Annotated in this window: 19 protein-coding genes; 13 read left to right on the forward strand and 6 right to left on the reverse strand. The window is 61.5% G+C overall.

Annotation, left to right across the window (positions count from 1 at the left end):
* Nucleotides 1-19: 19 nt before the first annotated feature.
* Both CCR96_RS13820 and CCR96_RS13825 read left to right on the forward strand, forming a co-directional pair.
* Entirely contained in the window at nt 20-1,297 is a 1,278-nt protein-coding gene (locus tag CCR96_RS13820; RefSeq protein WP_201220704.1) for a CNNM domain-containing protein, read from the forward strand.
* 76 nt (nt 1,298-1,373) lie between these two features.
* Nucleotides 1,374-2,420, forward strand: a complete 1,047-nt coding sequence (locus CCR96_RS13825; protein ID WP_201220705.1) for a hypothetical protein — start codon at nt 1,374-1,376, stop codon at nt 2,418-2,420.
* Nucleotides 2,421-2,729: 309 nt separating this feature from the next.
* On the opposite strand, the gene CCR96_RS13830 is transcribed toward CCR96_RS13825, so the two are convergent.
* A complete protein-coding gene (locus CCR96_RS13830) occupies nt 2,730-3,569 on the reverse strand; it encodes a SirB1 family protein (protein WP_201220706.1) in 840 nt (279 codons plus the stop codon).
* Nucleotides 3,570-3,717: 148 nt separating this feature from the next.
* On the opposite strand from CCR96_RS13830, the gene cysZ reads away from it, so the two are divergent.
* A complete protein-coding gene (gene cysZ / locus CCR96_RS13835; protein ID WP_201220707.1) occupies nt 3,718-4,455 on the forward strand; it encodes a sulfate transporter CysZ in 738 nt (245 codons plus the stop codon).
* Nucleotides 4,456-4,876: 421 nt separating this feature from the next.
* Nucleotides 4,877-7,114: a DNA helicase RecQ gene (gene recQ, locus CCR96_RS13840; RefSeq protein WP_201220708.1), complete on the forward strand. Its 2,238-nt coding sequence runs from the start codon at nt 4,877-4,879 to the stop codon at nt 7,112-7,114.
* Between the two features lie 369 nt (nt 7,115-7,483).
* Here recQ and CCR96_RS25580 read toward each other — a convergent pair whose 3' ends face one another.
* Both CCR96_RS25580 and CCR96_RS13850 read right to left on the reverse strand, forming a co-directional pair.
* Entirely contained in the window at nt 7,484-7,663 is a 180-nt protein-coding gene (locus tag CCR96_RS25580; RefSeq protein ID WP_242519090.1) for a PIN domain-containing protein, read from the reverse strand.
* Nucleotides 7,664-7,672: 9 nt separating this feature from the next.
* Complete coding sequence (locus tag CCR96_RS13850; protein ID WP_242519091.1) at nt 7,673-8,026, reverse strand: type II toxin-antitoxin system Phd/YefM family antitoxin; 354 nt, start codon at nt 8,024-8,026, stop codon at nt 7,673-7,675.
* A 313-nt stretch (nt 8,027-8,339) separates the two neighbouring features.
* Here CCR96_RS13850 and CCR96_RS13855 point away from each other — a divergent pair, with 313 nt between their 5' ends.
* The 6 genes from CCR96_RS13855 (at nt 8,340) to CCR96_RS13880 (ending at nt 14,963) form a co-directional block, all read left to right on the forward strand.
* A complete protein-coding gene (locus tag CCR96_RS13855) occupies nt 8,340-10,844 on the forward strand; it encodes a site-specific DNA-methyltransferase (protein WP_201220709.1) in 2,505 nt (834 codons plus the stop codon).
* Nucleotides 10,841-13,375, forward strand: a complete 2,535-nt coding sequence (locus tag CCR96_RS13860; protein ID WP_201220710.1) for a DEAD/DEAH box helicase — start codon at nt 10,841-10,843, stop codon at nt 13,373-13,375. Before CCR96_RS13855 ends, CCR96_RS13860 begins: the two co-directional genes overlap by 4 nt.
* 64 nt (nt 13,376-13,439) lie before the next feature.
* On the forward strand, nt 13,440-13,724 hold the full coding sequence (locus CCR96_RS13865) for a hypothetical protein (RefSeq protein ID WP_201220711.1): 285 nt from the start codon (nt 13,440-13,442) through the stop codon (nt 13,722-13,724).
* Nucleotides 13,721-13,918 (forward strand): hypothetical protein, encoded by a 198-nt coding sequence (locus tag CCR96_RS13870; RefSeq protein ID WP_200245683.1) that lies wholly within the window; start codon nt 13,721-13,723, stop codon nt 13,916-13,918. The genes CCR96_RS13865 and CCR96_RS13870 overlap by 4 nt, the downstream gene beginning before the upstream one ends.
* A gap of 211 nt (nt 13,919-14,129) precedes the next feature.
* A complete protein-coding gene (locus CCR96_RS13875) occupies nt 14,130-14,690 on the forward strand; it encodes a Uma2 family endonuclease (RefSeq protein WP_201220712.1) in 561 nt (186 codons plus the stop codon).
* 54 nt (nt 14,691-14,744) lie between these two features.
* Complete coding sequence (locus CCR96_RS13880) at nt 14,745-14,963, forward strand: hypothetical protein (RefSeq protein WP_201220713.1); 219 nt, start codon at nt 14,745-14,747, stop codon at nt 14,961-14,963.
* A 2-nt stretch (nt 14,964-14,965) separates the two neighbouring features.
* Here the strand turns inward: CCR96_RS13880 and CCR96_RS13885 are convergent, their stop codons facing one another.
* From CCR96_RS13885 to CCR96_RS13895, 3 genes are all read right to left on the reverse strand, one after another.
* Nucleotides 14,966-16,177, reverse strand: coding sequence for a YbfB/YjiJ family MFS transporter (locus CCR96_RS13885; protein ID WP_201220714.1), 1,212 nt, complete (start codon nt 16,175-16,177; stop codon nt 14,966-14,968).
* A 117-nt stretch (nt 16,178-16,294) separates the two neighbouring features.
* Entirely contained in the window at nt 16,295-16,858 is a 564-nt protein-coding gene (locus CCR96_RS13890) for a Uma2 family endonuclease (RefSeq protein ID WP_201220715.1), read from the reverse strand.
* 41 nt (nt 16,859-16,899) lie between these two features.
* The gene (locus CCR96_RS13895; protein ID WP_201220716.1) at nt 16,900-17,085 is read right to left on the reverse strand and encodes a hypothetical protein; all 186 of its coding nucleotides are present in this window, start codon (nt 17,083-17,085) and stop codon (nt 16,900-16,902) included.
* Between the two features lie 213 nt (nt 17,086-17,298).
* On the opposite strand from CCR96_RS13895, the gene CCR96_RS13900 reads away from it, so the two are divergent.
* The 3 genes from CCR96_RS13900 to CCR96_RS13910 are packed head-to-tail and all read left to right on the forward strand — an operon-like array spanning nt 17,299 to nt 22,966.
* On the forward strand, nt 17,299-18,375 hold the full coding sequence (locus CCR96_RS13900) for an efflux RND transporter periplasmic adaptor subunit (RefSeq protein ID WP_201220717.1): 1,077 nt from the start codon (nt 17,299-17,301) through the stop codon (nt 18,373-18,375).
* Nucleotides 18,372-21,449: an efflux RND transporter permease subunit gene (locus CCR96_RS13905; protein WP_201220718.1), complete on the forward strand. Its 3,078-nt coding sequence runs from the start codon at nt 18,372-18,374 to the stop codon at nt 21,447-21,449. The genes CCR96_RS13900 and CCR96_RS13905 overlap by 4 nt, the downstream gene beginning before the upstream one ends.
* Nucleotides 21,446-22,966 (forward strand): sensor histidine kinase, encoded by a 1,521-nt coding sequence (locus CCR96_RS13910; RefSeq protein ID WP_201220719.1) that lies wholly within the window; start codon nt 21,446-21,448, stop codon nt 22,964-22,966. The genes CCR96_RS13905 and CCR96_RS13910 overlap by 4 nt, the downstream gene beginning before the upstream one ends.
* Nucleotides 22,967-22,990: the final 24 nt, after the last annotated feature.

The following is a 22,990-nucleotide window of genomic DNA, read 5'->3' on the forward strand; positions in this document are numbered from 1 at the left end:
CGTCCATCCGCGCATCATCGTGAACGAGTTCCCGCTGTCCGTCCTCTTCGCCTCGCTCGGCGTGCTCTTGCTGCTGTCCGGCTTCTTCTCCGGCTCCGAGACCGCGCTGATGACGCTGAATCGCTACCGGCTGCGCCATCAGGCCGAGCAAGGCAGGCGCGGCGCCATCCTCGCCCAGCGTCTGCTCGACCGCCCTGATCGACTAATCGGCCTGATTCTGCTCGGCAACAACTTCGTCAACATCCTTGCCTCCTCGCTCGCCACCGTGATCGCGCTGCGCCTCGGCGGCGAAGGCGCGATTGCCGCCGCTGCCGGCCTGCTGACGCTGATCATCCTCATCTTCTCCGAGGTCACCCCCAAGACCCTCGCTGCCTTGCATCCAGAGCGCATCGCCTATCCGGCCGCGTACATCTACACTCCCTTACTGAAACTGCTCTACCCGGTCGTCGCCGCCGTTAATCTGATCACCAACGGCCTACTCGGCCTGATGGGCGTGCGGCCACAGTCGGGCCAGGGCCAGGCCCTCAGCCGCGAGGAACTGCGCACTGTGGTCATCGAGGCTGGCGCGATGATCCCGCAGCAGAGCCGCGACATGCTGATCGCGATCCTCGATCTGGAGAACGCCACGGTCGAAGAGATCATGATCCCGCGCAACGAGGTCGAAGGGATCGACCTGCAAGATCCGCCTGACGAGATCATCGCCAGTATTCGCCGAGCCAATTACACCCTGCTTCCACTCTTCGACGGCAACTTCGATAACGTCATCGGCCTGATCCACTCACGCACAGCCATGCACGTGCTGCTCGAACACGGCTTCAGCCGCGGCCAGATCGATAAGGACGACCTCCGATCGATCGCCCGCGAACCCTACTTCGTGCCCGAGGGAACTCACCTCTATCAGCAGCTGGTCAACTTCCAGCGCGCCCGTCAACGGGTTGGCCTAGTGGTCGATGAGTATGGCGATTTCCAGGGGCTGATCACCCTAGCTGACCTCCTAGAAGAGATCGTCGGTGAATTCACCACCGACCCGGCCGACGCCTATCCGGACATCCACCGCAGTGACGATGGTAGCCTGCTGATCGACTGCACCATCACCATCCGGGAGCTCAATCGGGCCATGCGCTGGGCACTGCCTACCCATGGCCCGAAAACGCTGAATGGCCTCATCATCGACTATTTAGAGACCATCCCGGAGCCAGGCACGAGCCTCAAGCTACGCGGCTATCCGCTCGAGATCATTCAAGCCGATGACACCGCCGTCAAGACTGTCCGCTATCGCAAGCTCACGACACCCTAACGCTCATGGCGCGACGCCACCCCGGAACATGAATCGCGTGAGATTCAGGTCAACAGTCAGGTGTTCAGGAACCCAGATGTTAAAGTTTCACTACAGCCTTATGTCGCCAATGTTGTTGACGTTATCACTGACGATATGGCTGACATTCGTCTTGCTTGCAGGATGCGCAAGAGAACCACAGTGTCAACAAGATAGCGATTGCCCTGCTGCAGGCGCCTGTTTCGAAAGCATTTGCGATGCAGGAATCTGTAAAGCAACCATCATTGCTCATTGCTGTGGAAATGGTATTTGCGAAGACACAGTCGAACCCAGTGTTGAGCCCAGTATTGAGCCCCTGCTCGAAGACAACCTGTCCGACGCAGAAGACGCTGCAGTCGACGGCGAAGAGGCTGCGCCAGACAACCAAGCAATCTTGCCCAACACGCTTCTAGAGCTTACATCAGAGGCCGCAGCAGAACGCTCACCAATTGAAAACAGATGCACTTGCCCAGAAGATTGCGGCGAGTGCGAACGGAATATCTCTTATATTTCAGAAAACGGCGATACTGTCATCGCCAGATTTATTAAGATGTTATGCACTGAATTAAGAATGTGCGAACCATCCTACAAAAAAGAAGACCAGATCTTTCGTAGTGAATTTCGCGAAACAGAGTTCGACGGAATTATTTTCAACAGCATCATCACTTATCCTAACCCAATCGTAATAAACAAGGATTCTATCATTGTCGAAATTGAACTCGTCGAAATCACTGACCCACGGATCGTTCTACCAATAAACATCACAAGCGCACTCATGCTTGAGGGCGCCACCCTGTTTGGCCAAAACCTCAACCGCTACTCACTTGATGCGCCTGAGCAGCGGGTGCAAATCGCAATCCCTATCACCAAATCGGGAAACCAGCCAGAGGAAAATCACCAGTTATCCATTCGTCTCAGCCTGGAATATATTTATCTGCATGAGAAGCAAGTGATCAACGATGGACTTTTAGCTTATGATCTCTATGGGCGCCCGGTTATGCAGATCGTCAGAGACCAGGTCCTCAAGCCAAACCTAGCGATCGGCCTTGAGCAAAGCGTGACCTTGCTTGATTTAACTGCAGCAGCGCGACAATCAACGCCATGAAAGCGCAGCACCAAGAGCGACCCATTCCGGAAGCTCAGGAGGCTCACTCAAGGCGTCTTTGAACAGGGCACCGGTCCATACTTTGCACAGCCTGCCTTATCCAGAACCGGGGTCATGAACATGGCATCATACCAACCAACCTTTTTGCCACAGATGTGATAGAGGCTCACTGACGTTGTCTGGCCTTTAAAGAAAAACATGGCGCCGGCCGCCAGGACGACGAGGACAACAACTAGAGGTAACAGCGCTAGAAGTCTCACCAGATGTTCTCCTTGTAGTAATACATCGAGTAATACATCGGGTTACATATCAATGCAACCGCATCGGCTGACCGCCAAGTTGATCGATGATCTTCGTCACTGCGGCGATCTGCTCGGCATCGTCGGAGACCTCGACAAAACGCCGCAGATCACCCAGCGCCGCCGGCGCATAGTCGAGATCGCGGTACAGCAGCCCGCGCTCGCGTAGCTCAGCAGGCAGATCGGGTGCCAGGGTCAAGGCAGCCGTGAGGGCCGACAGTTGATTGATGCGCTCACCGCGATCGCGATAGATGCCGATCAGATTGCGCAGCATCCGCACCAGGATCTCGCGCTTGGTGGCGGGCCGCAGCAGTGCCGGATGGCTGCGGATGTTGAGTGTGCCGCGCCCGTAGAGGTCCGCCAAGCGCTGATCGAGTTCATCCTCGGGCAAAGCAACGCCACCGGCGTAGACATCGAGCATCAGCGCTGTATCACCGCGTCCGATACGAACCAGAAAATGCCCCGGAAACCCCACCCCATAGGCCGGCAGGCCCAGCCGCGTGGCGATCTCGATATAGATCACCGAGAGGCTGATCGGAATGCCCAGTCGTCGCTCCAGCACCTGATCCAGAAAGCTGTTGCGCGGATCGTAGAAGTCGTCTTGATTGCCCGCGAAGCGCAGCTCATCGAACAGAAAGCCGTTCAAGGCCCGCACCTTGTCGAACAGATCCGCCTCAGGCGCCACCTGAGTAGCCGCCAGCGCAGCCAGTGCCTCGAGGTTCTGCAGCGTCTGGCTCGGCGCTAGCCCGGGCTGAAACAAGCCACTCACCGCAAGTGCTGCGGTGGCCAGATCGATGCTGTCGTCAGGTTGTTGCGCCAGTTGCGAAAAGCGCTGTTGTGCCTCTGTCATCGAACATCCTCCTCGCCTTGGACTGCCGAGTGCTACTGGGTCTCCAGCAGCTGTTTCAGCGCCTAGGATACAGGAGACAGCTCGAAGACCCGAGCTTCGATAGAATGCGGTCCTCCGCCCCTACAACCAACTCCCTGACGAGGGCCCAATGCCGTCCAATCCGATTCGCGGCGCCGTCTTTATGCTCGAAGGCCTGCGTTTGATCCTGCGCCCCGGCCTCAGGCGTTTCGTCGTTATTCCGCTGCTGGTCAACATCGGCGTCTTCGGCGCGGCCATCTGGTATGGCATCCATCGCTTCGAGGCTGCGCTCGGCTGGATGGAGCAACAACTGCCGAGCTGGCTGCACTGGCTTGATTGGCTGCTCTGGCCGGTCTTCATGCTGGCTCTACTGATCATCGTCTTCTACAGCTTCACGCTGGTCGCCAATCTGATCGCCTCGCCGTTCAACGGCGTCCTCGCCGAGAAGGCGGAAGCAATGCTGACCGAACGTTCGCTCAATGAGCCGATCGACTACGCCAAGCTCATCAAGGAGCTACCCATCATCCTCTGGGATGAGATGAAGAAGATCCTCTACGCGCTCATCTGGACCATACCGTTCTTGATCCTGGCCCTGGTGGTGCCGGTCATTGGCCCGCTGATCTGGTTTCTGTTCACGGCCTGGATGCTGGCGGTGCAGTACAGCGACTTCCCGATGGGCAACCACGGCCTGCTGTTCCGCGAGCAGCGCGCCCGACTGCGCCAGCGCCGCGTCATCGCACTCGGCTTCGGCTCAGCCGCCGCAGCGCTGACCATGATCCCGGTACTCAACTTCGTCGTCATGCCCGCCGCCGTCGCCGGCGCAACGGCGATGTGGGTCAGGGCATTCAAGGACGACAATGGCTCCTGACCCTACAGAAACAGCCTACAAAGACAGCCTTCGCCAACAGCTTTCGCATGGACTCCCATTAAACCGCAATCACAGACGCTGCTGAGCTGATGCATCATCATGATCTCAGCCGGTTTGCAGGACTGGAAACTCTCCATAATCGCGCACTCGAGCCAGGCTCCAAGATGGACGGTTCTTTTCCGCCTGGTCAATGTCTGACCAGCCTAGCGGTTTATGCAAGTCAAAGAGCCACTTGGCAGGCTCCATCACAGGTTATCCACAATAGTTCTAACAGCGGCTGTGGAGAACGCCTGCTTGCGCCGCCGCACACAGGCAAGCCAGGTAAGAGATAACCCAGCGAGCATTGACCCCACTGTTCCATTGCAGGCAGTCTCGGTAAAACATCCGATGAATCTGGAATCTCCGCCCAAGTTGGCTATAGATGGACGCGATCACTACCCCACCAACCGCCCTCGAGATCCTCAACCGCACCTTCGGCTATGCGAGCTTTCGCGGCGCGCAAGAGCAGATCATCCGGCATGTCGTCGACGGTGGCGACGCGCTGGTGTTGATGCCGACCGGCGGCGGTAAGTCGCTCTGCTATCAGATCCCGGCGCTGTTACGCCCCGGCACCGGCATCGTCGTCTCGCCACTGATCGCCCTGATGCAGGATCAGGTCGACGCCCTGCGTCAGCTCGGCCTACGCGCGGCCTTCCTGAACTCCGCGCTCGACCTAGACCAGCAACGCCGAGTCGAGCACGCCTTGCTCAACGACCAACTCGACCTGCTTTACGTCGCCCCCGAGCGCCTGCTCACCGAGCGTTTCCTGACGCTGCTCGAGCGCGCTCAGATCGCCCTGTTTGCGATCGACGAGGCCCACTGCGTCTCGCAATGGGGCCACGACTTCCGCCCCGAGTACGTGCAGCTCAATCGGCTACATGAGCGCTGGCCGCAGATCCCGCGCATCGCGCTCACCGCCACCGCCGATGGCCCGACCCGCAACGAGATCATCACCCGGCTGCAGCTGGAACAGGCCGGGCATTTCGTCTCCAGCTTCGACCGCCCGAACATCCGCTACCGCATCGTTGAGAAGCAGAGCCCGCGGCAACAGTTGCTGCGCTTCCTGCGCGAGGAGCATCCGCAAGACGCCGGCATCGTCTATTGCCTGTCGCGCAAGCGCGTCGAAGAGACCGCCGACTTTCTTGCCGCCCAAGGCTTCAACGCCCTGCCCTATCATGCCGGACTCGATGCCCGCATCCGCCAGGCCCATCAGGCCGAATTCCTGCGCGGCGAGGGGGTGATCATCTGCGCCACCATCGCCTTTGGCATGGGCATCGACAAGCCCGATGTGCGCTTCGTCGCCCACCTGGATCTGCCCAAGAGCATCGAGGCCTACTATCAGGAGACCGGCCGCGCCGGCCGCGATGGGCTCCCGGCCGATGCCTGGCTCACCTATGGGCTCAGCGACGTGGTCAGCCTGCGCCGCTTCATCGACAACTCCGAGGCCGAGGAGCGCTTCAAGCTGGTCGACCTGCGCAAGCTCAATGCCCTGCTCGGCCTCTGCGAGACCACCCGCTGCCGGCGTCAGGTGCTGCTCGATTATTTCGGCGAGACCGGCAGCCCGGCATGCGGCAATTGCGACACCTGCCTGACCCCAGTGGACTGCTACGAGGACAGCACGGTGATCGCCCAAAAGGCGCTGTCCTGCATCCATCGCACCGAGGAGCGTTTCGGCGCCGCTTATCTCACCAATGTGCTGCTCGGCAAGGCCGACGAGCGCATGCGCCGCTTTGGCCATGACCAGGTCAGCACCTTCGGCATCGGCACCGAGCTGAGCGCCGAGCAATGGAAGTCGGTCTATCGGCAGTTGGTGGCGGCGGGGCTGGCGCAGGTCGATATCGAGGGTCATGGCGGGCTGCGGCTGAACCGCGAGGCCTGCTGGCCGCTGTTTCGTGGCGAGCAGTCGTTCAAGCTGCGCCGCGATCCCGACCGCAAGCGCTCCAGCGCCGAGCGCCGCGCACCGGCTGCGGCGCCTGCCGACCCCGAGGCCAACGCGCTCTGGGAGCGTCTGCGCAGCCGCCGCCGCGCGCTGGCCGAGGAGCAAGGCGTGCCGCCCTTCCATGTCTTCCCCGACAGCACCCTGCGCGAGCTGGTCGCTTACCGCCCCCGCAACCCCGATGAGCTGGCGCGGATCAGCGGGGTCGGCGTGGTCAAGCTGGAGCGCTATGGCGAGGCCTTTATCGCTGAACTCTTGGCGCACGAAGCCGAGCATGGCCGCCCCCAGCATCTGCCACCACTGCCACCGGAGAAGCTGCGGCCCGAGCGCGGGCATGATCTTCGAGGCTCCAGCGGCCGGATCTGGGAAAGCGGTCTCAGTGACACCGTTCGCGAGACCCTGGAACTCGCACGCGCCGGGGCCGATATCGACGAGATTGCCCAAACGCGTGCGCTCAAGCACAGCACCGTCTACAGCCATCTCGCGCGCTGCATCGAGCTTGGCGAGCTGTCGTTACGCGAGGTCGTCACGCTCTCCGAAGGCGAGCTGAAGACCATCCGCTACGCGCTCGAGCAGATCCCTCCTGATTCACCGATGACGCTGAAACCGGCCTTCGATGCCCTGAACGGCGAGTATGACTATGGGGTGCTGCGCTGCGTGCGGGCAGGGTTGGATCAAGTTTAAGTGAGCACTCGCTGTCAAGACCCCGGTGGTACCAGCAGGTCACCCAAGCCCTGATACTCATGGGCGACCAAGGTAGCGATCAACAGGCGTACCGCTGACAGAACCTCAATCCATTGATTTTGGAGCCGGACAGCGTTGTATTTCCCATGGATTCAGTAGCGCGATACCCAACCCTTTGAAGTCCGATACATTCCGGGTAACGAGTATGAGTCGGTGCTGAATCGCCGTTGCCGCGATCATTGAGTCACGGAAGCTGCGTACGTCGGGCACATGCATCGGTGCACAGAGCTGCGCAGTTTGTGCTGTGAAGGGCAGCACCTGATCCTGGAATTGTTGGATGACCGTTGTGGCCCATGCGCGCAAAATGGCTCACTGCGGTGCGTCCTTTCGCTCCATGCGCAGCACCCCCATCTCTAGTTCTAGCACCGACACGGCAGACAAGTAGAGCTGAAGTGCAGGTACGGTGTCGGCCCAGGCCCGAACGGCTTCGGATGGCCGTCGTTTGCCGCTGCGTAACTCGGAAATGACATTGGTATCGAGTAAGAACATGCGCGCTCATCAGAAGTCCGCGGGTTTTAGATCGTTTTCGGTGAGTGTTGGCGGATCAAAGTCGATATCCCCACCTGGTATCGCCTCCATGATCGCCAGGAGGCTTTTCTGCGCGTCTTTGGCCAGTCTGTAGTAGTCGTCGATCTTCAGCAGCGCGTAAGCCGGTCGCCCCCCGTCGGTGACGATCACCGGGCCAGCACTGGCCGCTCTTTTCGCCTCGGTTAGATCGCGCGCAAAATCACTGGAAGTGACTGTGGTCATCGGCATGTCAATGTCCTCGTGGGCCGTCTCGACGCTGTGACGAGGCAACGCCAAACCAAACAGCAGCCCAATCAGCATGTCCATCAAGGCTTTGCCGAGCAATTCATGCCGGGGATGCAGGGGCGCAGCTCATGCAGGCAGTCTAGCCGATTGGCGCAAGCCGGTGGAGAGGCTGAGCCGTCAAACGACCACGGCCTCGCATCCCAAGGCGACAACATTCGGGCTTCATCCTGCCGCCAGCCTTTCTCGGCACCATGCGGCCCAAGGGTTGTAACATAGGGCAGATGGTACGGCTCCTCATCAGCAAACCCGCTTACAGAACTCCGCATCCAATCCGGCGGGCCAACGGAGCATCCGCTCGATCAGTCGCAAAATCTCCGAAACCCCAGTTTCCCATCCTGCCAAGGAGCCCGCATTGGCCTCGATCGATGATCTGATCGCCCAAGTCTCTGAACCGCGCGTGCGCGAGCAGCTCAAGCGCGAGTGGGCGGAGGTGCGCAAGACGCGCCAGTTTGGGCTGGTGTTCGACCGCCATCTGCCAGAGCTGGTGCCGCTGCCGAAGGTAACACCCAAGCGCGGCGATCTGGTGGCGAAGAAAGGCCAGTCGCTCACCGAGCGCTGGCGGGTGCGCCGGGTCCGCGATGGGGTGGCCGAATGCCTGCGTCCGGAAGGTGCAGCAGATGCCGGCGCGCGGTTCGTCTGGCCGCTGGCGGAGCTGGTGGTGGTGCGTCAGTTCGGCGAGCCGATCTTTCCCTCACTCACGCCCATGGATCAGGTGCAGAACGGCCCGGCTGATGCGCCCTGGCATTGTCTGATCGAGGCCGATAACTACCATGCCTTGCAACTGCTGAGCTATCTCTATGCCGGTCAGGTGGACTGCATCTATATCGATCCGCCCTACAACACCGGGGCACGGGATTGGAAGTACAACAACGACTATGTCGATGGGAATGATGCCTGGCGGCATTCCAAGTGGTTGTCGTTTATGGAGAAGCGGCTGCGACTCGCCGAGCGACTGCTGAATCCGTCGCAGGGCGTCTTGATCGTGACCATTGACGAGCATGAGGTCAATCATCTGGGGGTCCTGCTGGAGCAGACCTTCCCGCGCGCGGCTCAGCAACTGGTCACCATCGTGATCAACCAAAAGGGTGTGGCGCAGGGCCGCTTGTCGCGCGCCGAGGAATACGCCTTTTTCAGTTTCCAGCCCGAAGCGCTCTTGACGCCCCAGGACGACGATTTGCTGTCGCCGGACGCCAAGGACGCGAAACGCTTCAGGACGCCACGCTGGGAACGGTTATTGCGCGGCGGGACCAATTCCAGGCGGGCTGACCGCGAGCGGCTGTTCTTTCCGATCATGATCGATCCGAGCATCCCGCGCATTACAGAGATCGGTGACCCCCTGCCCTTGGATCAGGAGCCCGATCTCAGCGATCTTGGCCAGCGGCGGATTGCCTGGCCACTGCGAACCGATGGCAGTCTCGGCAACTGGCGGGTCAGCCCACCGACCCTCCGACAGCTGCTTGCCGATGGCTTCGTCCGGCTCGGTGGCTTCGACGAGCGGCGCGGTACCTGGACCATTCTGTATCTGGGCGAGAAGGCGCGAGGGCAGCTGCAAAGCGGGGCGATGCGCCTTGCTTCGCGTGATCCCAACTCCGGCGAGGTCACCGTCGAATACACCGAAGGCCAGAAACGCAACGTCAAAACGGTCTGGCATCGCGGCCTGCACGATTCAGGCAACTATGGCTCGACGCTGCTGCGCAACATCCTTGGTGGCGGGGCTTCCTTCGCCTTTCCGAAGTCCCTGTATGCCACCCGTGATGCCATCGCCGCCGTCTGTCATGATCGACCCAATGCCCTGATCCTCGACTTCTTCGCCGGCAGCGGCACCACCCTGAACGCAGTCAACCTGCTCAACGCCACCGACGGCGGCCAGCGTCGCTGCATCCTGGTCACCAACAACGAGGTCTCAGCCGACGAAGCCGAAGCCATGCGCGCTCGCGGGCTGCAACCGGGCGACGAGGCTTGGGAAGCCCAGGGCATCTGCCGCTCGGTGACCTGGCCGCGCAGCAGATTCACCATTCGCGGGCAGCGCGACGATGGCACCCCGCTACCGGGTGACTATCTGACGGGCGGCACGGTGGAGCGCGAGCGCCCGCGTCGCATCGTCCATATTGGTTTCGTCGATCCGGCTGCACTCAACACCGCAGCGCGCAAAAAGCAACTGGTCGCGCTGCTGCCCGGCCTGCCGCAAACGCTGGCGACCGAAGACGACGCCTTCATCGTCTCAGAGGACCATGCCACCACTGTGCTGTTCGACGAGACGGCCGCCGCTGATTGGCTCGACGCCTTGGACGGCCAGGCGCAGATCACCGACCTGTACGTCGTCGCCACCACCAAGAAGGTCTTCAATCAGATCAAGGCGCAGGTGCAGACCCTGCTCGGCCCTCTGCGCATCACCGAGGAAGAAAAGCGCCCGCTTGCCGAGGGCTTCGCCGCCAATCTCGCCTATTTCCGCCTGGATTTTCTTGATCAGGATCGGGTCGCGCTCAAACGCGCCTTTCGCGAGATTCTGCCGTTGCTTTGGCTCAAGGCCGGCGCCATCGGGCCGCGACCGGAGTTGCCAGCCGAAGCGCCCGATCCCGACTTCTTCGCCCCTCCGGAGAATCCCTTCGCGGTCCTGCTGGATGAAGGCGCCATGCAACCCTTGTTGCAGGCACTCGATGGTCGCACCCATCTGCGCCTGCTGTTCATCGTCACCGATGCCGAAGAGGCCTTCCAGGAATTATCCGCCGAGGCGCGCGCTCATCTGGCAGGCTCGAGCCCAGCATTGGAAACGGTGCAGCTCTACCGGGATTATCTTGAGAACTTCCTGATCAATATCGATCCGATCCAAGCCGCGCAGCGGGAGGCTGTGGTATGAAGTTCGAGCTGTTCGACTTCCAGCAAACCGCGCTCGAGCAGTTGCGCGTGCGGGTCGGGCAAGCGCGCGCACTGGCCAGCCCTCAGTACCCGCAGGCCATCTCCTTCTCGGCGCCCACCGGCAGCGGCAAGACCCTGATCATGGCCGCGCTGTTCGAGGACATCCTATTCGGCGCGCTTGACCTGGAGGCCCAGCCCGATGCATCCATCCTCTGGCTGTCCGATATGCCAGAGCTGAACGAGCAGACGCATCGGCGCATCCGACAGGTCTCGGATCGCATCGGCGAGCAGCGCCTGCTGACCATCGATGCCGATTTCGATCGCGAGCGCCTAGAGCCGGGCGTGATCCACTTCATCAACATCCAGAAGCTCGGCAACGACAAGCGCCTGACCCGCCGCGGCGACAGCCGCGCTTACCCGATTTGGAGCACCTTTACCAACACCGCCCGCTCAGGCCCGGAGCGCTTCTATCTGGTCATCGACGAAGCACATCGTGGCATGACCAGTGCCCGTAATCGCAACGAAGCCCGCACCCTGGTGCAACGCTTTCTCCTTGGACATCCCGAAAGCGGTCTGATCCCGATGCCGTTGGTGATCGGCATCTCAGCGACACCCAAACGCTTCATCGATCTGCTGGAGCATGCACCGCACAGCCAGCACAAGGTCAGCGTGCCGGTGGCCGATGTGCGCGCCTCGGGCTTGCTGAAAGATCGGGTGCCGATTCACCACCCGGATCAAGCGGGCGAAGCGGAGATGACGCTGCTCGAAGAGGCTGCCCGCACTTGGATGAGGATGCGCCGCGCCTGGGACGCCTACTGCACAGCAGAGCACGAGCCGCAGCGGGTCTGGCCGGTGCTGGTGGTGCAGATTGAGAACGGCACCGAGACTCAAACCTCACGCACCGATCTGGCTGCCGCCATCGCCGCGATCGAGCGCGCAATGGGCGAGCGCCTGCGCGAAGGTGAGGCAGTGCATGCATTGCATGACTGCGGCGATCTGGCGATCGCCGGCCACAACATCCGGCGGGTGGATGCCTCGCGCATCGATGAGAACAAGGACATCGGCTTGGTCTTCTTCAAGACCAGTCTGTCGACCGGCTGGGACTGTCCGCGTGCCGAAGTGATGATGTCTTTCCGCCGGGCCGAGGATCATACCTATATCGCGCAGTTGCTCGGACGTATGGTGCGCACTCCGTTGGCGCGACGCATCGAGCGTGACGCGACGCTGAACGATGTCCATCTGTTCCTGCCCCATTTCGACAAGGACGCGGTCGAGGCGGTGATCCAGGATCTCAACAATGTCGAGGAAACGCCGCCGGCCGAGACCGGCTCCAGCCGCGAGTTGGTGATTCTGACCCGGCGACCAGGCACCGAGGCGATCTTTGCCGCCAGCGAAACGCTCAAGACCTATCGGGTCAACGCCGTCCGTGCCCAGAGCCCAATCCGACGCTATATCGATTTAGGACGGCGCCTGAATATCGATGCGATCGAGCCATCTGCCTGGAAGCAGGCCAAGCAGCAGATGGTCGCTTGGATGCAAGAAGCGGTGGAGGCGTTGAAGACGGACGGCCGCTATGCCAAGGCCGAGGCCGCGATCACGCGGGTGAAGGTCACCACCATCACCGCTGAGTCCGATCCGGATCACCCCGAGAACCTCGGCAGCGGCCTCACCACCCCGGTGCGTGACTATGCGTTGGAGGCGTCCGAAGCCGACATCGAGCGCCAATTTGCCGAGGCGGGTCGAGGCTTCAGCAACGCCTTGCATCAGGCCTACTGGGAGGCCCAGGCTGAGCGCGATGCCTTGGATGTGAAGGTCGAAGTCATCGTGCTGAGCCGCCAGCCGCAAAGCATCGCCGACCTCGAAGCCAAGGCGGAACAGGCATTCGATCGCCTCTACGATCAGCACAAACAGGCGATCGGCAAGCTAGGCGAGAAGGAGCGGCAGCGTTACAACCGACTACGCCTCGCGACGGCTAAACCGGAGGTGATCGATTGGCGGTTGGAAGGCAGCATCGACTTCCGTCGCAGCGCGAACGCACCGATCTACCAAAAGCACCTGTACTTGGAGGAAGACGGCCAATTTCGTGCAGACCTTGGCACTTGGGAGCGCGAACTGCTCGAGCAAGAACTGGCCAAGTCGGATCGAGTGGGCTGGCTGCGCAACCTGGATCGCAAGTCCTGGTCGTTAGAGATCCCCTACCAAACCGGCGGCGACATTCGGCCCCTGTTTCCCGATCTAGTCATGGTGCGCCAGCAAACCGCTGACGACGGGAAAGAGCCAAGCTATCTGTTCGACATCCTCGAACCGCACGACCCGAGCCGGTCTGACAATTTTGAGAAGGCCATCGGGTTGGCGCGCTTTGCCGAGCACCATGGACATCTGTTTGGGCGGATTCAGCTCCTACGCAAAGACAGCAACGGCCATTTCCAGCGCCTGGAGATGAATGATTCCAGCATCTGCAAACAGGTCTTGCTGGTGACCTCTAACCCGCAGTTGGATGCGTTGTTTGATGTGCATGGGCAGGTTTGTTGATCAATCCAACGACGACTAAAGGGCTCATCAGACAAGCGCGAGTCCTCATTTAAGAGGAAAAGATGTGGAGATACGCTTCTACAACGATCCCTTAACAGGTGTACCTCACATCTACGAGCATGATGTCACTGAGCCCGAGGTATCCGAAGTTCTGCTTGGAATGGGCGAAGATTTGCCTGCAAAGCGGAACTCACGAATGAAGATTGGGCAGACCCATGGGGGGCGATATCTTCAAGTCATCTATGTTCCTGATGAAAATCCTGAAAGCGTCTTTGTGATCACAGCCTATGAACTGCAAGGCAAAGCCAAGACCGCCTATCGACGAAGACAACGGAGGAAAAAGCGATGAGTAATCGATTTCCAAAAGGCTGGGATGAAGAGCGTGTCAATCAAGTGATCGCTCATTATGAGGGCCAGTCGGAGGACGAACAGTTCGCCGACATTGAAGCGGCCTTTGAGCAAGAAGATATGATCATGATGGCTGTACCCGCGAGTCTCGCTCCTGAAATACGGGCGCTGATCGCGCGTCGGCCCGATCGTTAAGCGCTCACGAATAAGGGCACCGATCGCGGCGAGACGCCGACGCGCTCTGGGAGCGTCTGCGCGCCCGCATCCATCCGCTCTCCGGCAATCTAGGCGGAGTGCAGGCGGTCAGCCTGACCTATTCATATCGGCTAACCCTGCAGGTTAGGGTGACCGAGCAGGAGGTCATCCTGCTCGACATCGGCACTCACGACGAGGTCTATCGTTAGCCATGCAACATGCTTACAAGCAAACGCTGTACGAACAGCTCGAAACCCTGCCCGAGGGGCTCACCGGAGAGATCCTCAACGGCCAATTGCACGCCCAGCCTCGGCCAGCTGGGTCTCACGCTAAAGCAGAGACTGAGCTGACCTACGATCTGGTCGGCAGCTATGGGCGCGGCCGAGGCGGACCGGGTGGCTGGTGGATTATCGTCGAGCCCGAGATCCACTTCATCACCGATACGGAGGTCACGGTTCCGGACCTTTCGGGTTGGCGCAAAACGCGCATGCCTCAAATCCCCGAGGGACATCGCTTCGAGGTCGTCCCGGACTGGATCTGCGAGATCCTATCCCCCTCGACCGAAAGCAAAGACCGTCACATCAAGATGCCCATCTACGCTCATTACGGGGTTGCCTACGCCTGGCTCGTTGATCCCAAACAACGAACCTTGGAGGCCTATGGACTGGATAGCGGCGAATGGCGGTTACTCGCAGAGGTAGCCGGTAACGATTGCATCGCGGTCGCCCCCTTCGAGGCGCTGAAGCTCGAGCTCAGCAACCTCTGGAGCTGACGTCTAAGCTCATTAAAGATGTCCGGAACCAACCCCAACGATAGCGAGGCCTGAATGGACTGGCTCAATGTCCTTGATCGCATCCAGGCCGGCGAAGACGAGCACACTGAACTCGGACGCGACCACTCATTCTCAGAGAAGAACTGGCAGAAGAGCGCTTGTGCCTTTGCCGGTAGTGTTATAGATCTGGATGCCCTCCGAAACCATGGCGTGATGATCCAGTTACAGGGTTACAGGGATAGCGTCATCTACTCGTTACCAACATATCTGTAGCACTACCGAGCGCCCCTACCGCGATCTCGAACCGCAATCATCGCCATCGCCACCAGGCACAATAAGCCGAGTCCCATCATCGCACTGACCCAGATCAGCGAGCCATCGAAGCTGCCTGTCACCTCAGCCAGCTCGCCAGCGACCACCGGCGCGATGATCTGCGCGATGCCGTAACCCACCGTCAGCCGCGCCATGATCTGTGCCGGATGCGCCGGATAGCGCACGCCAACCATGGTCAGCACCAGCGAGACGATGCCGATGAAGGTGAGCCCAAACAGCAGCGAGCTGGCCACCGCGGCGATCAAGGAGCCGCTGAGCACCGGTAGCAGGATACCGATGATCTGCAGCAGATAGGCGACCTGCAGCGTGCGCAGATAACCCCAGCGGCGCGCGACCCGGTCCCAGAGGATCGGCGCCGGGGCCGCGGCCAGCCCGACCAGTAGCCACATCAGCCCACCCTGCCCGCTCAGCGCTGGCTGCTGCTCGGTGATCAGCACGGTGAAGGTGGCATTGATCGCGTAGCCGAAGCCGGCACAGAGATAAGCCGCCTGCAGCAGCCACAACCAAAGCGGTCCAGGCTCGCCCTCGGCCGTGGCCGCGCCCGCTTGGAGGGGCAGGCCCTGATTCGGCCGCGGCAGCCAACGCCAGGCCGGGATCAACAGCAGCAGCCCGACGCCGGTGAGCAGCCACCATTGGCCGCGCCAGTCGGTATAGGGGGCGGCTAGCTCGACCAGCAGGCCACCGAGCACAATCCCCAGTCCGAGTCCGCTGAAATGGATGCCCAGCTCACTGCGGTGGCCATGGCGGATCAGCCAGTTCAGGATCAGCCCAGAGCCGAGCATCAGCCCGCCGGCGGTGCTGAGCCCGGCCAGAAAGCGGCTCAGGCCCCAGATCAGTGGCGCATCGGCCATCCAGCTCGCGCCTGAGGTCTCGGCCAGCGGCATCATCGCGGTGGTCAGCACCGCCAACAGCAGACTGATGCGATACAGGCGGTCTTTGAGCATCAGATCCTTCAGCCGCGTCACCAGCAGCACGCCGGACAGATAGCCCAGATAATTCCAGCCCGCCAGCCAACCGGCGAGCGCATCGCCCATGCCGGTCTGTGGCTGCATGTAAGCCAGCATCGGGGTGTAAGCGAAGCGCGCCACGCCCATGGTGAGGATCAGGGCAAAGATGCCCGAGACGAGCACGAACAACGGACGCGGCGACAGCATGGACGAACATTCCTGTGTTGCAAGGCGAGCGCCTTAGGGGGCCAAGGCCTAACGGCGATGACGATGACGATGGTCGTGGCAATGGCAGGAGATCAGCGCGCTTTGATCACACCCGGCTCAGGACACCCAGAGATCATCCAGCGCGATGGCAAGGGTCTCGAATGGTGCGGCCCGCACCTGATCATTGCCGCTAAAGCGACCGGTCTCGCGCCATCGCCCCTGGCACAACGCGTAGGTCTCCAACAGCCGTTTGCGCGGGTCCAGCAGCCAGGCAAAGGCAACACCGAAGTGGGCATAGATCGGCATCTTCAGCTCCCGATCCTTGCTCTCGGTGGACGGTGACAGGACCTCGCAGACCCAGTCCGGCACGACCCTGAAGCGATGTCCCGTTGGGATGTTCGGCATCCGCTCGCGCCGCCAGCCGGCCAAGTCTGGCACCTCGACCTCCTCATCAAGCAGGAAATGCAGCTCGGGCTCGTCAATGATCCACCAGCCGCCCTGCCCGCCGCGCCCCTTGGAGAATGGCGGAAAAAGCTCGGCGCCCAAGGCTGAGGCTGCATAGGCGTGAGGACCAGACGGGCGAGGCTGGGTGTGCAGCTGGCCGTTTAGAATCTCGCCGATCAGGCCAGATGGCAGCGATTCCAGTTGTTGATAAAGACTGGGCTGGACGCGCGCGTGCATGGGGGCTTCTTTGCAGTCTGTTGACCAAAATCTCGCCGGATTCATCCGCCGGGGTGGCGGTGGCGCAACACCAGCAGGGTCAGGATAGGATGACACAAACACTCGTAGCTGAGATCGGCGGTGTTGTACCAGTCCTGCCAGTACTCGGCCTCAGTCACCAGCCGGCCGTCGGCGGAGATCGGCTCGAGGCTGGCGACGGGCTCACCTGTGATTGGCCGTTGAGACATTCGGAGCGACCCTTGAGTCGGTTAATCGCCTGACGATACTAGTGATCCTGGGTAGCTGCCGCAAGAACAGCGCACCTCGGCGTCCCCCATCGCCAGCACCAAGGCAGTGGATAGGCGTGCACTGAACAGCCATCGCTTCGCTATACTAGAGGCTCGAAATAAACAGATGTTTGAATTCTGATCCTGCATCCTAGCTGTTAACGGAATCCTTTGATGATCCTGCGCTCGCTGCTCGTTGTCCTCGTCCTCGCCCTGCTGGCCGGCGGACTCGCCTTTCTCAAGTATCGGCAGATCCAGGAAGGCATGGCCATGTTCTCGCAACCGCAGCCGCCCGCCGTGGTCTCGGCGGCCAAGGTCCAGCTCAGCCGCTGGCAACCGCGACTGGAGGCGGTTGGCAATGTCCAGGCCGTGCAGGGGGTAATGGTCAATAACGAGGTCGCCGGGCAGATCAAGGAGATCCTATTCGAGTCCGGCGATCAGGTGACCGCGGGTCAGGAGCTGGTGCGGCTCGACACCGAGGTCGACGAGGCCGACCTGAATGGACTGCGGGCTGGCTTGAATCTGGCCCAGTTACAGCTGGAGCGCAACCAGAAGCTGCTGCGCGATCGCGCCGTCTCGCAGGGCGACTTCGACCAGATCAGCGCCCAAGTGACCCAGGCGCTGGCCCAGGTACAGGCCAAGCAGGCGCTGATCCGCAAGAAGACCATCCGCGCGCCCTTTACCGGTCAACTCGGCATCCGGCGCGTCAATCTGGGGCAGTTTCTCGATGCCGGCTCGGCGATCGTCGAGCTGGAAGCGCTCGACCCGGTCTATGTCGACTATGCACTGCCCGAGCGACGACTGTCTGAGATCGCCGTTGGCCAGCCGGTCGAGGTCCGCGTCAGCGCCTACCCGGATCAGGTCTTTGCGGGCAAGATCAGCGCCATCAGCCCGGCGGTAAACCAAGCAACACGCAACATTCAGGTACGCGCCTTGTTGCAGAACCCGGATCAACGACTGCTGCCGGGCATGTTCGCCAAGATCTCCACCCTGCTGCCGGTCAAGGATCAGGTGCTGACCCTGCCGCGGCAAGCGATCACCTTCAATACTTATGGCGATTCGGTGTTCCTGATCCAGCCCGGCGAGGGCGAGCAAGACGGACAGCTCGTGGTGCAACGGCGACAGGTCAAGACCGGCGCCGTGCGCGACCAAGAGGTCGAGGTGCTAGCGGGTCTGGAGGCCGGCGATCAGGTGGTCTCGTCGGGCCAGGTCAAGCTGCGCAATGGCGTTGCGGTGAGTATCGAAGAATGAGATTCACCGACATTTTCATCCATCGGCCGGTGCTGTCCAGCGTGGTCAGCCTGCTGATCTTGGTGCTTGGGCTGCGCGCCATGCTCGGCCTCGAGATCCGCCAGTATCCCGAGACCCAGAACACCGTGGTCACCGTGACCACCGCCTATCCGGGCGCCAGCAGCGAGTTGGTCAAGGGCTTCATCACCACGCCGCTGCAGCAGGCCATCGCCGAGGCCAACGGCATCGACTATCTGACCGCGACCAGCACCCAGGGCGTCTCGGTGATCGAGGCCAATATGCGCCTCAACTACGACCCCAACGCCGCCATCGCCGAGATCCAGGCCAAGGTCGCGAGCAAGCTCAATGTGCTGCCGGCGGCGGCGCAGAACCCGGTGATCGACTCCACTACCGGCGATTCCACCGCGCTGATGTATCTGGCCTTCTACAGCCGCGAGATGACCCTGCCGCAGATCACCGATTACCTGATCCGCGTGGTGCAGCCGCAGCTGCAGGCGCAACAAGGCGTGGCCAAGGCCGAGCTGCTGGGCAACCAGACCTATGCGATGCGGGTCTGGCTGGACCCGGACCAGATGGCCGCGCTCGGCGTCAGTGGCGATGAGGTGGCGCGGGTGCTCGGCGCCAACAACTATCTCGCCGGGATCGGCCAGATCCGTGGCGAGAATGTCCAGGAAGACCTCTCGATCACCACCGATGTCGGTAGCGTCGAGGCCTTTCGTCAGCTGGTGGTGCGCGAGGACGGCGGCACCCTGGTGCGGCTCGAGGACATCGCCCGGATCGAGCTGGGCGCCGAGGATTACGACTCACGCACCCTGTACAAGGGCATCCCGGCGATCTTCATCGGCGTCGAACAGACCCCAGGCGCGAACCCGCTGCGGGTCGCCGAGCGCATCCACAGGCTGTTGCCCGAGCTGCGCACCCAGTTCCCCGAGGGACTGGAGGCGCACATCCCCTATGACGCCAGCGAGTTCATCGAAGAGTCGATTATTGAGGTGTTCAAGACCCTGGCCGAGGCGGTCCTGATCGTGCTGTTCGTGATCTTCCTCTCGCTCGGCTCGGTGCGCGCCGCCATCGTGCCCTCGGTCGCGGTGCCGCTGTCGATCGTCGGTGCCGCCTTCCTGATGCTGCTGATGGGCTTCTCGATCAACCTGCTGACGCTGCTGGCGATGGTGTTGGCGATCGGCATCGTCGTCGACGACGCCATCGTCGTGGTCGAGAACGTGCATCGCCATCTGGAGATGGGCAAGGACGGCATCAGCGCGGCCGTCGATGCGGCGCGCGAGCTGGCGCTGCCGATCATCGCCATGACCACCACCCTGGTCGCGGTCTACGCGCCGATCGGCTTCATGGGCGGCCTGGTCGGCTCGCTGTTCGTCGAGTTCGCCTTCACCCTGGCCGGCGCGGTGCTGATCTCGGGGATCGTCGCGCTCACCCTGTCGCCGATGATCTCGGCGCGGGTGCTGCGCTCGAGCAAGCAGCAGGGCCGCTTCGAGCACGCGGTCGAGCAGTTCTTCCAAGGGTTGGCGCGGAGCTATGGCAAGGCGCTGCACGGCTGGCTGCGCTATCCCGGCGTCACCGTGATCGTCGCCCTGGTCGTCACCGCGAGCATCTATGCCATGTACACGATGACGCAGAAGGAGCTGGCGCCGACCGAGGATCAGAGCATCCTGTTCGTGCTCGCCAACGCCCCGCAGACCGCGACCATCGACTACGACATCCGCTATGTGCAAGAGATGCAGGCGGTGTTCGAGCAGTTCCCCGAGTACAAGGAGAGCTTCCTGCTCGCCGGCTTCGGCGGCAGCCCGACCACCAGCTTTGGCGGCTTCAAGCTGCGGCAGCCCTCGGAGCGCGAGCGCTCGCAGATGGAGATCCAGCCGCAGCTGCAGGGCGCGCTGGCCAGCGTGACCGGGTTCCAGGCGCTGGTGTTTCCGCGCCCCAGCCTGCCCTCGCCTGGTCAAGGCATCCCGATCGAATTCGTCATGGTCTCGGATGCCGACTATGAGGAACTCGACCGCCTCAGTGGCGAGCTGATCGGTCGCGCCATGGGCTCGGGCCAATTCATCTTTTTGGACAAGGATGTCAAGTACGAACGCCCGCGCACGGTGATCGAGGTCGATCGCGACCTCGCCGGCGATCTCGGCATCGACATGGAACAGCTCGGGCGCTCGCTCGCGGTGCTGCTGAACGAGGACTATGTCAACTGGTTCAGCCTCGAAGGCCGCAGCTATAAGGTCATCCCGCAGGTCGATCAGCGCGAGCGCAACGCCATCACCGACATCGAGGACTTCTCCATCCGCACCAGCAGCGGCGACCTGGTGCCGCTGTCGACCCTGGTCAGCATCAGCGAGACCATCGAGCCGTCCAAGCGCACCCAGTTCCAGCAGCTGAACGCGGTCACCATCTCCGGCATGATGGTGCCCGGTATCGCGCTCGGCGATGCGCTTGATTACCTGGAGCAGACCGCGACCGAGCTCTTCCCGCGCAATGTGCGCTGGGACTACAAGGGCGAGTCGCGCCAGTTCAAGAGCGAGGGCGCGGCGCTGGAGACCACCTTCTTCCTCTCCATCCTGGTGATCTATCTGGTGTTGGCAGCGCAGTTCGAGAGCTGGCGCGATCCGTTCGTGATCCTGATGTCGGTGCCGCTGACCATCGCCGGCGCCCTCGCCTTCCTGTTCCTCGGCTTCGCCAGCATCAACATCTACACCCAGGTCGGACTGATCACCTTGATCGGCTTGATCGCCAAGAACGGCATCCTCATCGTCGAGTTCGCCAACCAGGTGCGCGAGGAGGAAGGCCTCGACAAGCGCGCCGCCGTGCTCAAGGCCTCGATGATCCGGCTGCGGCCAATCCTGATGACCACGGTGGCGATGCTGGTGGCGATGATCCCGCTGCTGCTGGCGACCGGACCCGGTGCGGTGAGCCGGTTCGATATCGGGCTGGTCATCACGACTGGGCTCGGCATCGGTACCCTGTTCACGCTGTTCGTGGTGCCGGCGATGTATGTGTTGATTGCGTCGAAGGAGATGAAGCGGCAGGTCATTGATTCATCAACAGAAGCCGCCCCAAGCGGATGAAGATCAAGACCCGGCTCGCCTTCGCGACGGGGCTTGTGGCAGCCGCGGCGGCCGTGCTCATCGTCTTGACGCTTCTGGTGACGCAGGATCTGTCCGTCGTGGTCGACGACCATCGTAAAATCTGGGAGGCCAGCCAGTCGGTGGCACGGCTGCAAGCGGTCGGTTACGATTATCTGATCAGCGGCGATGAACAGGCCTTGCAGCAGTGGCGCGCTCGCCAGGCCGAGCTACTATCGTTGCTCGCACTGCTGTGGCAATCCTCTGAGGCGGACTCGGCACTGGTTGAACGCCTGCTTGCCGATGCCGGCCAGATCGAGGCACGGCTAAATGCCTTTGTCTCCGACAGTACCGATTTGGTGCCATTCAGCCGGGAGCGTACCGATCGGGTTCAGCTCCATTTTCGTGATCTGCAAACGGCCCTAGCTCAGCTCGGCCAGAATCTCAGCGAACTCGATCAAAGCAACGCCGAGCGCGTCTTGAGCCTGAAGCAGCGCTTACTCACGGTAGCGCTGGTCGGACTGTTACTGACCGCGCTGGCCGTCGGTATCGCCACCCTGTGGCTGACACGAACGGTGCTGCAACCCCTAGCACGTTTGACCGCTGCCCTCGACAACATCGACATTCACGATCTCGATCAGCGTATTGGCCTAGATCGAGACGATGAGATCGGGCATTTGGCACGCGCCTTCGACCGCTTGCTGTCGCGACTGCGACGCACCACCGCCTCCCGCGATCACATGGAGGCCGAGGCCAGCCGACGTGCCCGCGCCGAGCGCGAGCTGAAGCGCTCGAATCAAGAGCTCGAGCAGTTCGCCTCGGTTGCCTCGCACGACTTGCAGGAACCGTTGCGGACCATCACCAGCTTCCTGCAACTCTATCTGCGCCGCTACGGTGATGACTTGGATGAGACGGCAACCGAGTATCTCAACTTTGCCATCGACGGCGCGCGACGCATGAAGCTGCTGATCGACGATCTGCTGACCTTCTCGCGGGTCGGCACCCGCGCTCAGGCATTCGAGTCGGTGGATTTGAACGAAGTGGTCGCGCAGGTGCAGGCCGATCTTGCCAACCGCTTGACCGAGACCGATGCACAGATTGAGGTCGCGACCTTACCGACCCTGCTCGCCGACCGCAGTCAGATGGCCCAACTCTTTAGCAACCTCATCTTGAATGCGATTCGCTACCGCAGCGCGGCAGCGCCACTGATCCGGATCACAGCCAAGCGCATCGAGCCTGACGAACCGATTGTTGATAAAGCCGACGCTGCCCCCGGTTTACAAACTCAAGGACCAGCCTGGGTAATTTCAGTCGCCGACAACGGCATCGGCATCGAGCCGCAGTATTTCGAACGCATCTTCATCATCTTCCAGCGTCTCCATACCCGCTCCGAGTATCCTGGAACCGGCATTGGTTTGGCGGTCTGCCAACGTATCGTCGAGCGCCATGGCGGGCATATTTGGGTGGAGTCAGAACCCGGCCACGGGTCCGTCTTCTCCTTCGACTTACCTGTATACTGATGAGTCGTTCATGCCGCGCGAGAT

This window comes from Halochromatium roseum, from assembly GCF_016653315.1.
Lineage (GTDB): Bacteria > Pseudomonadota > Gammaproteobacteria > Chromatiales > Chromatiaceae > Lamprobacter > Lamprobacter roseus.